At 65.7% G+C, this 13,248-nt stretch carries 15 protein-coding genes; 1 reads left to right on the forward strand and 14 read right to left on the reverse strand.

What is annotated here, in order from left to right:
* Positions 1–2: 2 nt before the first annotated feature.
* From LG380_RS05660 to LG380_RS05675, 4 genes are all read right to left on the reverse strand, one after another.
* Positions 3–1,088: a calcium/sodium antiporter gene (locus LG380_RS05660; protein ID WP_225763972.1), complete on the reverse strand. Its 1,086-nt coding sequence runs from the start codon at positions 1,086–1,088 to the stop codon at positions 3–5.
* Positions 1,089–1,108: 20 nt separating this feature from the next.
* Positions 1,109–1,342 (reverse strand): lipopolysaccharide assembly protein LapA domain-containing protein, encoded by a 234-nt coding sequence (locus LG380_RS05665; RefSeq protein WP_047290286.1) that lies wholly within the window; start codon positions 1,340–1,342, stop codon positions 1,109–1,111.
* Between the two features lie 152 nt (positions 1,343–1,494).
* Positions 1,495–1,974: a TerB family tellurite resistance protein gene (locus LG380_RS05670; RefSeq protein ID WP_047290285.1), complete on the reverse strand. Its 480-nt coding sequence runs from the start codon at positions 1,972–1,974 to the stop codon at positions 1,495–1,497.
* 48 nt (positions 1,975–2,022) lie between these two features.
* Entirely contained in the window at positions 2,023–2,178 is a 156-nt protein-coding gene (locus LG380_RS05675) for a hypothetical protein (protein ID WP_154583166.1), read from the reverse strand.
* A 72-nt stretch (positions 2,179–2,250) separates the two neighbouring features.
* On the opposite strand from LG380_RS05675, the gene LG380_RS05680 reads away from it, so the two are divergent.
* Positions 2,251–3,014 (forward strand): IS5 family transposase gene (locus LG380_RS05680; protein WP_225763973.1). Its coding sequence is split into 2 segments (ribosomal slippage): positions 2,251–2,566 and positions 2,566–3,014, totalling 765 coding nucleotides; the frame shifts between segments, so codons are not numbered across the junction.
* Between the two features lie 341 nt (positions 3,015–3,355).
* Here LG380_RS05680 and LG380_RS05685 read toward each other — a convergent pair.
* The 10 genes from LG380_RS05685 to trbE form a co-directional block, all read right to left on the reverse strand.
* Positions 3,356–4,267, reverse strand: coding sequence for a nucleotidyl transferase AbiEii/AbiGii toxin family protein (locus LG380_RS05685; protein ID WP_225763974.1), 912 nt, complete (start codon positions 4,265–4,267; stop codon positions 3,356–3,358).
* Positions 4,264–5,001, reverse strand: a complete 738-nt coding sequence (locus tag LG380_RS05690; RefSeq protein ID WP_047290281.1) for a type IV toxin-antitoxin system AbiEi family antitoxin — start codon at positions 4,999–5,001, stop codon at positions 4,264–4,266. Before LG380_RS05690 ends, LG380_RS05685 begins: the two co-directional genes overlap by 4 nt.
* Before the next feature lie 94 nt (positions 5,002–5,095).
* Entirely contained in the window at positions 5,096–5,356 is a 261-nt protein-coding gene (locus tag LG380_RS05695; protein ID WP_047290280.1) for a DUF2274 domain-containing protein, read from the reverse strand.
* Positions 5,353–6,630, reverse strand: a complete 1,278-nt coding sequence (locus tag LG380_RS05700) for a TrbI/VirB10 family protein (RefSeq protein WP_047290279.1) — start codon at positions 6,628–6,630, stop codon at positions 5,353–5,355. The genes LG380_RS05695 and LG380_RS05700 overlap by 4 nt, the downstream gene beginning before the upstream one ends.
* A gap of 2 nt (positions 6,631–6,632) precedes the next feature.
* On the reverse strand, positions 6,633–7,625 hold the full coding sequence (gene trbG, locus LG380_RS05705) for a P-type conjugative transfer protein TrbG (RefSeq protein ID WP_033979859.1): 993 nt from the start codon (positions 7,623–7,625) through the stop codon (positions 6,633–6,635).
* The gene (gene trbF, locus LG380_RS05710; protein WP_012076301.1) at positions 7,622–8,326 is read right to left on the reverse strand and encodes a conjugal transfer protein TrbF; all 705 of its coding nucleotides are present in this window, start codon (positions 8,324–8,326) and stop codon (positions 7,622–7,624) included. The genes trbG and trbF overlap by 4 nt, the downstream gene beginning before the upstream one ends.
* Before the next feature lie 12 nt (positions 8,327–8,338).
* The gene (trbL, locus tag LG380_RS05715; RefSeq protein WP_033979860.1) at positions 8,339–9,724 is read right to left on the reverse strand and encodes a P-type conjugative transfer protein TrbL; all 1,386 of its coding nucleotides are present in this window, start codon (positions 9,722–9,724) and stop codon (positions 8,339–8,341) included.
* Positions 9,721–10,053: a hypothetical protein gene (locus tag LG380_RS05720; RefSeq protein ID WP_033979861.1), complete on the reverse strand. Its 333-nt coding sequence runs from the start codon at positions 10,051–10,053 to the stop codon at positions 9,721–9,723. The genes trbL and LG380_RS05720 overlap by 4 nt, the downstream gene beginning before the upstream one ends.
* A gap of 12 nt (positions 10,054–10,065) precedes the next feature.
* The gene (trbJ, locus tag LG380_RS05725) at positions 10,066–10,791 is read right to left on the reverse strand and encodes a P-type conjugative transfer protein TrbJ (RefSeq protein WP_033979862.1); all 726 of its coding nucleotides are present in this window, start codon (positions 10,789–10,791) and stop codon (positions 10,066–10,068) included.
* On the reverse strand, positions 10,788–13,241 hold the full coding sequence (gene trbE / locus LG380_RS05730; protein WP_225763975.1) for a conjugal transfer protein TrbE: 2,454 nt from the start codon (positions 13,239–13,241) through the stop codon (positions 10,788–10,790). Before trbE ends, trbJ begins: the two co-directional genes overlap by 4 nt.
* Positions 13,242–13,248 lie beyond the last annotated feature (7 nt).

A 13,248-nucleotide genomic window follows, 5' to 3' on the forward strand; every position in this document is an offset into this window, starting at 1 on the left:
GCTCAGCGCCCCGCCCGCCGCAACATCGTCACGCCCAGCGTGACGATGGTCAGCGGCACCACGAACCCCAGCATCGCGTCGCCGAAGGCCTGGACGCCGTCATGGCGCTGCGCCGCCAGCACCAGGTAGGCCACATACGCGACGTAGTAGCCCAAGAACAGGCCGCCCTCCCAACGGGCGATCTCGCGACCGGTCAGGAAGACCGGCAGGCAAGCCACCAGTGCGGCGAGCATGACCCACAGATCAAACCGGGCCACGTCCGGCGGCAGCGGCAGCGCGGCACCGGTGCCCACAGCCGCCACGACGGCCCCCAGGCCAACGACGCCAAAGAGGTTGAACACGCAACTGCCCACCACGTTGCCCACGGCGATGTCGCGTTCGCCCTTGAGGCTGGCCACTACCGATGCCGCCACCTCCGGCAGCGAAGTGCCCGAGGCGACGATGGTCAGGCCGATGATCACCTCCGACAGACCGAGTGCACGCGCGAAGATGACTGCCGCCTGCACCAGCCAATCCGATCCCAGCACGAGCAGCACCAGCCCGGCGACGATCAGACAGAGCTGTGCCGGCAGCCGGGCGTCCCACCGCCCCGCCTTGGCCGGCTGCAGTGTGTCGGCGTACTCGTCGGGACCGGTCGCGGCCGGCTCCGCGCGCGACTGCCGGACCAGGAACGCGGTGTAGGCCATCAGCAGGCCGAGCAGCAGCGATCCGTCGAACAGCCCCAACGATCCGTCCAGGCCCAGGACGATGAGCAACACGGCGCCGCCGATCATGATCGGCGCCTCCTGGCGGATGACTTGCCGGTGCACCGCCAGCGGCGTGATGAGCGCGGCCAGGCCCAGGACGAACAGCACGTTGAAGATGTTGCTGCCCACGGCGTTGCCCACCGCCAGCCCGCCCTGCCCGGCCAGCACTGCGCCGGTTGTCACGGCCATCTCCGGTGCACTGGTGCCAAAAGCCACCACCGTGAGACCCACCACCAGCGGCGACAGACCCAGGCGCAATGCCAGGAGCGACGCACCGCGCACGAGGATGAAGGCGCCGGCAACCAAGGCCAGGAGCCCCCCCGCGAACAGAAGAAAAGTCATTGCCGCAAAGTCGCCATGGCTCAGTTGCTCAAGGGAGGTTTCGAGGTGGCGCCGCGCACCCAGCTGCGAACCATGGACAGGAGCGTGCCTCCCGTCAGCATGCCCAGCACGTACACCGCCAGCAGCAGCAACGACAGCGGTAGCGTCAAGCTCGCAGACAGGAACTGCACGGTCACAGTGTCGAGGTTCTGGAACTTGAAGAGAAAAACGACAGCCGTCATGGCGAGCAGCAGGGCCAAGTAGACATGTTTCATGTTGTTCCTTCTTCGCACAGCAGACAAGCTGTTGCGGGAATTATACCTTTGTTGGTCAGCTCGACAAACAACAAGGCCGACAGCGCTGCAGCGCGGCCGGCCTCGGGAATGGAGAATGGGGGAAGGGGAATCGCCTGATGCTTGATCGAACGTTAGCCCGGCATCGAGATGCCAGGGCGCGGCACCACCTGAAAGTCGAGGCCGTAGACCAGTGGTTCGACACACTCCTGGTCTTCCATCGGCAGCACCCACCGCTCAAGTGCCGCGCGCAACAACATCGACTCGCCCGGGTGCACCTCGCCGTCGGCCTCGATGACTTGAGCGCAAAGCTTGATCACCAGCGCCTGCAACGCGACGTTATCGATCTCGTCCAGCCAGGCGGCGAGCGTCGGACCGTCGATCAGGATATCCCGCCCCGGGCGAACACCGGTCATCAGGTCCTGGCACAACTCGTCCAGAACGACATGCCATTGCAGGCCATGCAGATCGAGCCGTTCGAAGGCCTGCGTGTCGGCCAGTCGCTGCCATTCGACATCCTTGATGTCGCCGTTGGCCAGCAAGGCGGTGGCCAGGATGCGCCCGGCGGCCTGAGGGCTGTTGCGGGGGTAGTGCCGGAAAACTGGGTGGTTCATTGGCTTGGTCCTCCTTAAGGGGCCATGGAGAGCGGTGGATGGCGGTGGTCAGCCGAGCCTGAACACCACGAAGACGGTCAGCGTCATGGCCAGCAGTGTCCAACCAGCGGCTCGCGCCGCGGGGTGCCAGCGGGTGACCGATGGCGTGATGGCGATGGTGGTGGCACGTTGCTGCCGGGCGCGGTGGGAATGAAGATGGTGCATCGTGAAGCTCCTGGAGTTAGGGCGTGTTAACACTAATGGCGATTTCTGCGACTGCGCGGGACAATCTCTGGCATGGAGATCACACCCGAGCAATTCGCCACCATCGAGCACTGTCTGCCCAAGCAGCGCGGCAATGTCAGCCTGAGCAACCTGCAGGTAGTCAACGCCATCCTCTATGTGGCCGAGCATGGCTGCAAGTGGCGTGGACTGCCCAAACGGTTCGGCAACTGGCACACGATCTACACGCGCATGAACCGCTGGACCAAGGCCGGTGTACTCGATCGCATGTTCGAGGTATTGCAGCGAGCCCAGGTCGTGCGCATCAAGATCGAGGCGGTCTCGCTGGACTCCACCAGCATCAAGGTCCACCCAGACGGCACCGGAGCGTTAAAAAAAACGGCCCTCAGTCCATCGGCAAGTCCCGAGGCGGATGGAACACCAAGATTCATATGGTTGCCGCGGATGCTCGAACGGCCGTGACGTTCTGCCTCTCGCCAGGACAAGCGCACGACGCACCTGAAGGCAGGCGTTTGCTCAGCAGCCTCGGGGCGACAAGCCGACCCGTTCATTTGCTCATGGACCGGGCATACGAAGGCAATGAAACCCGCCAACTTGCTCTGGACCTGGGATTCATTCCGGTCGTGCCCCCGACCAGCAAGCGCCTTGATCCTTGGGAATACGACCGGGCCATGTACAAGCGCCGCAATGAGGTCGAGCGACTGTTTCGTCGCCTCAAGGGTTACCGGCGCATCTTCTCGCGCTTCGAGAAACTCGATCTCATGTTCCTCGGCTTCATCAGCTTCGTGCTTGTCGCAGATGGACTGAGAATGTGTTAACAGGCCCTAGTTCAAGAAACAGTACATCGCTGATGGGACACACCAACTGCCCGTTGGAGACACCAGCTACGAGGGCATCCAAAAGATCCGCCGCTCCCGGTGGACTCGACGCGAGCGTGCGTGCGGCGCGCAGGTGAATCCAGAAGCACTTGTCGAGGTAGATGCGGCCCCGCGCAGCCACCCACTCACCGAGTTCGATCACGCGGCGTCGCTCATACTCATCGACCGTGATCTGTGGCGTAGAACGATGGAACGCAAATCGGTCGGCAATGCGGGGAGAAGTCACTGGGTTTCGTGTCCATTTTTTAGCGGGTCAGGCCGGCTTGTGTTGAGGAATCCCCCTACCCCAACCTTGCGGCCAGCGCATCTGCTTGCTCGGCAAACTTCTTCGCATCGGCCTTCTGCAACTGCGCCAGGTTGTGCAGCTTCCAGCGGATGCCCGGCAGTTGTTCGAGGTGTGCGATGTCCAGCAATGACCACTCCGGCGTGCCAGCGGCCAGCGACAGCAGGAAGCGCCGCTCGTCGTCGTCCAAACCCTGCTGGATTTCGCGCACCATGCGTTCTCGCGCGTCGAGCAGCGCATCAAGCGGCACCGGCTCGGTCGTCATGCCTTGGAAGTTGTGCTCGTAGTCGTGCCGGATGTCTCGCAGCGGCGTGAACAACACTTCATGGATCGGCCGGTTGCTGCTGGCCAGATAGACCACGAAGGCGCGCCGGATGCCGGGCGTGATGCCCTCGTGCGCAAAGAGCTGCATCACGTCGAACAGATCACGCGGATGCTGCCGATCCAGCGCCGCCACCAGCTTGCCGCCGTACACTTCTTCCAGCGACACCACCGGAATCTCCAGATCGGCCATCAACACGTCACGGGCCATCGGCGTCAGCAAGGCGCGGCGCACCGGCTGCACCGTGCCGCGCATGACGAAGTTGACTTCGACCTTGACCTGAATCGAGCCGCGACGCACCAGCAACTTGGTTTCCCCTGCTGCTGCCGCTGGCGCGTGTGTGTGGAATCCTCGCTTCTTCAACCGCTCCGCAGCTTGCCGGATGGCCTCGTTGATGCGCGCCAGTGCCTCGTCGCGCGGCAAGGTGTGATCGGGAAAAACCAGATCGAGATCGACCGACAAGCGCGGCATGTCGCGCACGAACAGGTTGATCGTCGTACCGCCCTTCAGGGCAAAGGTATCGTCAACAAACACCAGCGGCGCGACCTGCGTCAGCAGGCGCGCGGTATCGAGATAGGTCTGGTTCATGGCTTGAGTACCAGCAGGCCATCGGCCGATCGAGACACCCAGGGACGGTCGCTACCCGTCGGCAGCGCGGCCGGATCGAGCTTGGCCGCCCAGGGCAATGACGCCTCGCGGCCGAGTTGCAGGCACAGCCGCACGGTCTTGACGTTTGTGCAGTGTTGCAACAGCTCGCGTAACACGTCGGGGCGCAGGCTATAGGCGCTCTCCACCAGTTCGCGGGCTTCCTGTAAGGGCTGGCGCACGCCAACCTCACTCAACAGTTCCAGCAAGGCGCGCTCCGGCGCGGACACCTGCGGCGCCCCGCTGCGCTTCTCGAACGCGCCAACGTGCAACAAGGCGGCCGGCTGCTCGTCGAACAGCCGTTTGCGGTGGTATTCAGCTGGGAATCGTTCCGTGAACCATTCCGGCAAGCGTGCGGCCTTCCAGCCATACAGATGCAGCACCGGCTGCTGCGCTACGTACTGCCGCACACCGTACCAGTCCAGCGCCGACTTGCCGCCGACGTGCAGCCCCTCGAACTGGCGCTGCAACAGCAGCAGGCTGGGATGAAGCGCCGGGGGATCGTTGGGGCGGCAGAACACCCCCCGCGCCAGGCGCTTGAGCCACCCTGCCCGGACGTAGTGAACAGCCAGGTCAGCAGAGATGCCCAACGCCGCCAAGTCCAGCGAGGTCAGCGGCGTTCCCGGTGCCAACCGGGTGTAGAGCACATTTAGTCTGCTTGAATTAGTCGTAGCCATACTACGATATATATATCTTTTCCAAGAAAACGTCAATTTGATATGGAACCACCAATCGTAGGCTGGATACGACAATGGAATCTAATCCAAACAATCACCCTTTCGGCATAGCCGTGCGGGAAGAAGGTCGGGTGTCATCTCCCCTGCCCCGCCGGAATCCTCGATCCCCAGCGATAAACGCCTCCAGCATATGCGGGATCAGCGTCATGGCATCGACCGTCTCGCCATACGCCTGCGCGTGCAGCGCGGCGTAGCGGTCAAGGTCGGCTTTCAAGCTGACCGGGCACGCAAAGGTCAGCTTGATGCTCTCGGTCTTGGGCAGCGGCCCGAGCCGCAGCTTCTTGGTTGTGCTCATTGCATCGCCCCCCGTTGGAAGAACATCGGCTGGTAAGGCCGCAACACCAAATCGCGGTTGACGATGATGCGCACCGGCAGGCCCGGCCGCGTGGTCAGCGTCGGCTGGATATTCATGTTGCGCCGGGTGATCTCTTGGCCGACCTGATTGATGCTGTCCTGCGCGCTGTCGCGCCCGGCAATCACAATGCGGTTGCCGTCCTGCCGGTTCTCCGGCGCGGCCAGTTCGGCGCCCACGCCCAGCAGCGTCGTCAACACCGCGCCCGCAACGATGCGATTCCAGTGCCAGTTCACGTCATCCTCCAGGCCAGCGTAGCCGGCCGGATCGGTGCCCACTAGGTTGTCGAGCGTCAGCGAAGACGTGTCGGGCAAGATGATCCGGTTCCACACTACTTGCACGCGGCTCTGCCCGTAGCTGACCTGGCTGTTGTAGCGCCCAAGGATGCGCGCCCCCTGCGGAATCAGCAGGAACTTGCCCGTGGCTGTGTCAAAGACTGGCTCTGTCACCGTGGCGATCACGTCGCCCGGCAAGTCCGACTTGATGCCTGTCACCAGCGCACCGGCGATCACCGTTCCGGCCATCACCTGATACGGCGACGCGGGCAGCGCCAGATTGCCGGAATTGCGGGTTTCCGTAGAACCGGCTTTCAGGAACGCCTCTTTCTGGTCTTGCCGGTTCTGCACGGCGGTCGGGTCGGCGGGCTGGGCCACCGTCGAGGCAGGTCCAGCAGCGAGCGGATCAAAGGCCGCAAGCGTGCTTGCAGCCCCCGGCGCCGCCTGCGCGACCGTGGCGTCGGTCTGCGCTTGGCCGCCCGAGCGGAAGAACACCGACGAGGCCGCCGCCGCGTCCGCCTCCTTGCGCAAGGCATCTTCGGGATCATGGCCTGGCGGCGAATAGCCTGGCGTCACCGGCTGCTGCGAAGCGACGATGGCCGGGCCAAGGTCGCCGGGCAACGGCGGCCCCAGCTCGGGCACATCGGGCGGCAAGGCTGGCGGCAGCTTCGAGTAGTCCGTCGGTAGCGCATCCAGCCCTTCGGACTTCGAGACGCGATCGACGTTGTAAAGCTCGGTTTGCTCGCCCGTACCGCGCCGCTGCGGTTGCAGCGACCAGATCGTGGCCCCAAGGACGGCGACCGACAGGCCGCCGACGAGGATGGCCAGCGTGCGCCGGTTCAAGCGAGTGACCGGGCGCGGCTGGGCGCGCAGCGCCACCGCTTCCGGCGCGACCTTGCCTGCCTGCGGCGTGGCGAGGTCGGGGGTGTCGTCCTGGCTCATGGTCAGTTCCTCCGCGCAACGCCGTCCGTGCGCTCAATTCGCACCACGTCGCCCTTGTCCCCGCCCAGGCGCAGTTCGGCGGCACCGAACAGCCGATCCACGATGTAGTACGGCGAGCGGAAGCGGTAGTTGACCAGTTGCCCGTCGCCTTCCGGCCCGATTACGAACAGCGGCGGCAGCTCGCCTTGCGCGATGCCGGCGGGGAACTGGATATAGACCTTCTGCCCGTCGTCGAAGGCGCGCAGCGGCTTCCACGGCGGGTTGCTACCGCTGACCGCGTAGCGGAAGCGCAGGTTTTCCAGCGACAAGCCGGAGTCCACCGGCGCGGCGGCGCTGGCCGCCTGCGCCTGGCGCTGCAAGGCCAGCATCCGGTCACGCGGATACTCCCAAGAAGCCGAGGCCATCCACGTCTTTTCCGTCGAAGCCAACTCCAGCAGGTACGTCCTGCGGCTGGTGGTGATGACGAGATTGGTCTTGAGGCCCGAGCGGATCGGCTTGACCAGCACATTGACGCGCAGGTCAGCACCGCTGCCGCTCGACGTATCGCCCACGATCCAGCGCACGGTATCGCCCGCCGCCACCGTCACCAGTTCCTCGCCCGGCTGGAGTGAAACCACGGTCACGCGGCCCACGGCCGCATAGACTTGGTAGAGCGCGCCATCGGTGAAGGGCCACACCTGAATCGCGTTGACGTAGCCCTCGCGCGTGGGTGCGACGCGCGCCTCGGCATTGGCCCGTGAGACGCGCACCTTCTCGTCGGCTGGCTCCGGCGTGGGCTTGGCGTCCTCGGCTTCGGGCAATGGCTTCAACTGCGCCGGCATCGGCAGCACCTCGGGCACCGCCACCACCTCCACCGGCGTGGGTGGCTCGGGTAGCGGCTGGGCCTGCACCGGCTCATCGAGCGAGATGGTCGGCGGTGGCTTGCCCTGCGTAGCGCAGCCCGCCAGGGCAAGCAAGATCACCGGCAAGGCGGATTTACGGAAAAGATCATTCATGGCTTGGCTCCTTCGGAAGAATCCAGTTCGCGGCTCCATGACAGGCCGTTGACGTAGATGCCCAGGGGGTTCTGGCGCAGGCGTTCTTCGGTGCGCGGCGGCTGGAGCACGATGGACACCACGGCCGTCCACCGCTCCAAGCCCGCCGCGGCGCCGTTGACGTAGCGGCGTTCCGTCCAGCGCACGTTGAAAGACGTGTCGCTGGCGCGCACGACGCTGGTGATCTGCACCGTCACCGACTCCTTGCCGATGCGCGCGAACGGGTCGTTGACCCGTGCGTAGTCGTTGAGCACGGCCGCGCCCTTGTCGGTCGTGTAGTCGTAGGCGTCCAGCCAGTTCTGGCGGACGACGATGGGGTCGATGGACAGCGAGCGCACCAGCGTCACGAAGCGCGCGATGTGGTGCGCGGTCTGCGCATCGTTGGGCCGGTATGGCGTGGCGGCTTCACCCACGGCGCGTACCTGGCCCGCGTTGTCCACCTCCACGACGTAGGGCGTCACGATGGATTGCGCCGAGCGCCACACCAGGCCGCCGGCCATCAGCAGCGCAAGCGTCAGGCAGCCGAAGGCCATCAGGCGCCAGTTCTTCGCCTGCACGCGCGGCGAGCCGATGCGCTCGTCCCACACTTGGCCGGCAGCTTGGTACGGCGTGGCAGGTTGCGGCGTGTCGGCGTAGCGCACCTGCGGTTTCTTGAATCGCATGGTCAGTTCTCCTTATGAATCGGAATCGCGCAGGCTCGGCCCCTGGCCGGAGCCGCCGCCATCGCCACCGCGCAGCGCGTGGGCGGTGGTGGTCGCGGCGTGGGTGAGTTGCTGGCGGCGATGCAGGCGCTTGGCCCAAGCGGGCTGTTCCTGTGTCTGCGCCGTAGCGGCGCCGGATGCGGCCTCGCCTGCGGCACCCTGACCGGATGCCGCACCCGCGCCGCCATCGGCAGCAGCGCCATTCCAGCCAGCGCGGAAGGGAGCGGCCATGCGTTGCCCGGCAGCGGAAGCGCGGGATGCAGCGCCTCGCCCGGCTGCCTGCGCGCCGGTCTTAGCGACGTTGCCCAGGCCCGCCATCGCGCCCTTTGCGCCGCCGCCAGCGGCGGCGGAACCGGCCTGGAACGCCGACTTCGCACTGCTGGCCGCCGACGTGGCGGCGCGCGCACCGCTACCGGCCAGCTTGGCGGCAGCCGGGGCCATGCGCGCACCAGCAGCCACGGCGCTACCCACGCCCGTCGCGGCGGCGCCGATGGCGACAGCCGTGCCGGCAGCGCCGACAGCAGCACCGGCCATTGCGCCAGCGCCGAGCTGCGGCGCACCGGACACGAGGCCCGTGGCGATGCCGGGGCCGAAGATCCCGAGCGCCAGCAAGGTGAGCGAGGCCAGCATGATGACCAGCGCGTGGTCGATAGACGGCTCGGCGGGATGGACTTGGAACTGAGCGAACAAGCCCGAGCCGATACCGACGATCACGGCCAGCACCAGAACCTTGACGCCGGAGGCCACTACGTTGCCCAAGACCTTTTCGGCGAGGAACGCGGTCTTGTTCCAGAGCGCGAATGGCACCAGCACGAATCCGGCGAGCGTGGTCAGCTTGAACTCGATCAACGTGATGAACAGTTGGATCGCCAGCACGAAGAAGCACAAGACCACGACCAGCCACGCGAGGAACATCACCACGATGGGGTCGAGGTTCACGAACACTTCGGGAAAGCCCGCCATCTCGCCGATCTGCTCCAGAATCGGCGCCCCAGCGTCGATACCGGTTTTCGCCAGCCGGCCCGGCTGCAAGAAGTTCTCCATCGTGATGGCCGAGCCGGTGGCGGTGATGCCCAATCCCGCAAACGAGCGGAACACGATGCTGGCCAGCCAGTTGAAGTTATTGATGATGTAGGCGAAGGCACCGACGTAGAGCACCTTGCGCAGCAGCTTGGCGATCACGTCCTCGCCCTGGCCGGTGGCATGGCTCATGGCCCAATACAGGCCGGCGATCGTCATGTCGATGACGATCAGCGTGGCCGTGAGGAACGCCACTTCGCCCCGCAGCAGCCCGAAACCCGAGTCGATATAAGCGGCAAAGGTGTTGAGGAATTGGTCGATGATGGTCACATCATTCATGGCGTGTCCTCCGGTTCGGCGGGAACGGCCGGCGCCATGCCATCGGCCGGTTCCTCGAAGCTGGGTGGGATCGGCGGCAGGTCGGCCAGCGTCTGGTATTCATCCGGCCCGGCCTCGCCGGAAAAGAAGCGCCGCCGGAAGGCTTCGGCGGCGGCGCGGCAGGCGTCCTCGCCCGTGGCCTGCCGGTCGGTTGCGCATTGCGCGCGCAATGCGTTGAGCCGCACGGGATCGGCGACTAGGGCTTCGGCAAGGGGGGCGGCCGGCTGCTCGCTGCAAGCGGCCAGCAGCGCCACAAGCAGCGAAACCGACAGGGCGAGGACGCATCGCATGGCGGCCTCCCGTCAGTTGCCGTAGAAGTTCACGGACTGCGGCGTGTACGGCGTGCCTTCGCCCAGGAAACGCCGCCGTACTTCGCGGGCGCGCTCCGTGGCCGCCGCCTGCCGCGCCAGCTCCAGCGACGCCGCCCGGTCTTGCGTGATCTGGAGCCGCTGCGACTGGATCGACTGCTTGGCCTGCAAGGCCAGCAACTGATTCATGGCCTGCATCGCCTGCAACGCACCTTCGGCCGACTGGCTCTTTCCCACGAGGTCGGCCAGCACGCTTTCGTCTTCACCCAGGTTCTGCGACACCTGGGCCTGCATCCGCATGGTGGTTTGCAGGCCATTGAGCGTGTTCCTCCAACGCTCCTGCGCGTCGCGGTACATCTGGTCGCCGCTCACGGTGGCGGCGTACTGCTCCGGGTACAGGCGCTGGAACTCCCGATCCAGATTCGTCACGTCGTAGGCCAAGCCGCGAGCCTGGGCGATCAGTCGCTCGGTCGTCGCCAGGTTGGCGCGCAACTGGTTCACCACGCTAGACGGCAGGCTGGCGAGGTTGCGCGCCTGGTTCATCAGCATCTGCGCTTCGTTCTGGAGCTGCTGGATCTGGTTGTTGATCTGCTCCAGCGTGCGGATCGCGGTCAGCGTGTTCTGCACGAGGTTGGTGGGATCGACCACGACCCATTGCGCATGGGCAGTGGCGGTGCAAAGCATGGCCGCGATGGCAGCGGCGATAAGACGCTTCTTCATGGCAGGTTCTCCAGGGGTTGGTCAGCGAGGGAACCCGGCGCAAGGCCGGGGAACGAGGGCAGCAGCTCGGCCGCCCAATCGAGGCCGCGATGGCGCAGCCAGGCGCCCGCGAAGCCGGGCACGCCGGCGTCCAGCAGCACGCGGTCTATGTCGCGCTGGTCTTGCGGCGTGGACGCGCCCGCAAACGCCAGCGCTGCCAGCCCCAGGTCGAGGTCGAACAGGCGGTTGCCGAGACGGGATTGGTAGTAGTAGTCGCGCTTGGGCTGCGCGGTGGCGACGATTTCGATCTGCCGCCTGTTGAGGCCGAAGCCCTCGTAGATCGTGCGAATCTGCGGCTCGGTCGCCTGCGGGTTGGGCAAGAAAATCCGACTCGCGCAGCTCTCGATGATCGCGGGCGCGATGCTCGAATCCTTGATGTCGGCCAGGCTCTGCGTGGCGAAGATGACGCTGACGTTCTTCTTCCTGAGCGTCTTGAGCCACTGCCGGATGCGCGCGGCAAACACCGGGTCATCGAGGAACAGCCACGCTTCATCGAGGATCAGCAGCGTGGGCGCACCGTCAAAGCGTTCATCGAAACGCGCAAAGAGGTAATGCAGCACGGCCATGACGGCGGCCTTGCTGTGCATCAGCTCCTCCATCTCGAAGCACTGCACGTCGGCCATGCCCAGCCGGTCGTGGTCGGCGTCCAGCAGCTTGCCGTGGGCGCCACCCAGCACATAGGGCGACAGCGCCTGCCGCAGCGTATTCGATTGCAGCAGCACGGAAAGTCCCGTCATCGTGCGCTGCTCCACCGGCGCACCGGCGAGACTGCCCAGCGCCGACCAGATAGCCGCCTTCTCGTCGGGGCCGACCGCCACGCCTTCGTGCAGCAAACGGCCTTCGATCCATTCGGCGGCCCACGTGCGGTAGCCCTCACGGTCGATGCGCGCGAGTGGCTGGAAGGCGATTTCGCCATCCGTGCCCAGGTCGTAGTGTTCGCCGCCCAGGCCGAGGATGGCGGCCCGCATGGAGCGGCCCATGTCGAAGGCGAAGATGCGCGAGCCGTGATAGCGGCGGAACTGCATCGCCAGCGTGGCGAGCAAGACCGACTTGCCCATGCCGGTCGGCCCCGCGACCAGCGTGTGGCCCACGTCGCCGATGTGCGTCACCAGCCGGAACGGCGTGGCGCCATCGGTGCGTGTGACGATCAGCGGCGGGCCGTCCAGATGCTCGTTCTTATCCGGCCCGGCCCATACCGCCGAAACCGGCATCATGTGCGCCAGGTTCAGTGTCGAGACAATGGGCTGACGCACGTTGGCGTAGGCGTTGCCCGGAAGCGATGACAGCCACGCATCCACGGCATTGAGCGTTTCGGGGATGGTCACGAACCCGCGCCCCTGGATGACGCGCTCCACCATGCGCAGCTTCTCGTCGGCTGCGCCAGCGTCCTCGTCCATGACGGTGACGGTCGCCGTCAGATAGCCGAAGGCGACTTGATCGCTGCCCAGCTCCTGCAAGGCTGCATCCGCGTCCGCCGCCTTGTTGTTCGCGTCGGTATCGACCAGCGGGCTTTCCTGCTGGAAGATCGTTTCGCGCAGCAGCGCGATGACATTCTTGCGCTTGGCGAACCACTGGCGGCGCAGGCGTCCCAACTCCCGTTCCGCCTCGGATTTGTCGAGGCAGAGAAAGCGCGTGCTCCAGCGGTAGGCAAAGCCGAGACGGTTGAGGTCGTCCAGAATCCCCGGCCAGGTCGAGGTCGGGAAACCCCGCACCGACACCACGCGCAGGTGCTGGTCGCCCAGCATGGGCGCCAGGCCGCCGACCAATGCGGAATCGGTCAGCAGCGCGTCGATGTGGAACGGCACTTCAGGCACGCCGACGCGATAGCGTCGCGTCGAGATGGTCGCGTGTAGGTAGGTCAGCGTCTGCGCGTCATCGAGCCAGTCAATTTCCGGCATCACGCCGCCGAGCAGGTCGAAGACACGATCGGTTTCCGCGACGAAGGCTTGCAGCCGCTCGCGCCAGTCCACGCCATTCGTCGGCGTGTTCTCGTAGAGCATCTTGGCTGCACGAGCGCGGGACTCCTCCGGCGGCAGGTACACCAGCGTCAGGTGGTAGCCACTCTCGAAGTCGTTGCCCGATTCCTCGAAGGTGGCGCGGCGCTCCTCGTCCACGAGCCACGACAGCGGCTCGGGAAACTCCGAGTGCGGATAGTCGGCGGCAGGCCGGCGCTCTGCTTCGATGAACAGTGCCCAGCCCGAACCCAGCCGGCGCAGCGCGTTGTTCAGACGCGCCGACGTGGCGATCAGCTCGCCTTGCGTGGCGCTGTCGAGATCAGGCCCACGAAACCGGACCGTGCGCTGGAAACTGCCGTCCTTGTTCAAGACGACGCCCGGCGCGATCAGCCCGGCCCAGGGCAGCCAGTCGGCAAGCAAGGCCGGGCGCTGGCGGTATTCGGCGAGGTTCAGCATCGCGGCG

It is taken from the genome of Stenotrophomonas sp. Marseille-Q4652 (assembly GCF_916618915.1).
Classification (GTDB): Bacteria; Pseudomonadota; Gammaproteobacteria; order Xanthomonadales; family Xanthomonadaceae; genus Stenotrophomonas.

Excerpts from the sequence above, each read along its gene's own strand:
- LG380_RS05660 (WP_225763972.1), bottom strand. The coding sequence starts at position 1,088 with ATGACTTTTCTTCTGTTCGCGGGGGGGCTCCTGGCCTTGGTTGCCGGC.
- LG380_RS05665 (WP_047290286.1), bottom strand. The coding sequence starts at position 1,342 with ATGAAACATGTCTACTTGGCCCTGCTGCTCGCCATGACGGCTGTCGTT.
- LG380_RS05670 (WP_047290285.1), bottom strand. The coding sequence starts at position 1,974 with ATGAACCACCCAGTTTTCCGGCACTACCCCCGCAACAGCCCTCAGGCC.
- LG380_RS05675 (WP_154583166.1), bottom strand. The coding sequence starts at position 2,178 with ATGCACCATCTTCATTCCCACCGCGCCCGGCAGCAACGTGCCACCACC.
- LG380_RS05685 (WP_225763974.1), bottom strand. The coding sequence starts at position 4,267 with ATGAACCAGACCTATCTCGATACCGCGCGCCTGCTGACGCAGGTCGCG.
- LG380_RS05690 (WP_047290281.1), bottom strand. The coding sequence starts at position 5,001 with ATGGCTACGACTAATTCAAGCAGACTAAATGTGCTCTACACCCGGTTG.
- LG380_RS05695 (WP_047290280.1), bottom strand. The coding sequence starts at position 5,356 with ATGAGCACAACCAAGAAGCTGCGGCTCGGGCCGCTGCCCAAGACCGAG.
- LG380_RS05700 (WP_047290279.1), bottom strand. The coding sequence starts at position 6,630 with ATGAGCCAGGACGACACCCCCGACCTCGCCACGCCGCAGGCAGGCAAG.
- trbG (WP_033979859.1), bottom strand. The coding sequence starts at position 7,625 with ATGAATGATCTTTTCCGTAAATCCGCCTTGCCGGTGATCTTGCTTGCC.
- trbF (WP_012076301.1), bottom strand. The coding sequence starts at position 8,326 with ATGCGATTCAAGAAACCGCAGGTGCGCTACGCCGACACGCCGCAACCT.
- trbL (WP_033979860.1), bottom strand. The coding sequence starts at position 9,724 with ATGAATGATGTGACCATCATCGACCAATTCCTCAACACCTTTGCCGCT.
- LG380_RS05720 (WP_033979861.1), bottom strand. The coding sequence starts at position 10,053 with ATGCGATGCGTCCTCGCCCTGTCGGTTTCGCTGCTTGTGGCGCTGCTG.
- trbJ (WP_033979862.1), bottom strand. The coding sequence starts at position 10,791 with ATGAAGAAGCGTCTTATCGCCGCTGCCATCGCGGCCATGCTTTGCACC.
- trbE (WP_225763975.1), bottom strand. The coding sequence starts at position 13,241 with ATGCTGAACCTCGCCGAATACCGCCAGCGCCCGGCCTTGCTTGCCGAC.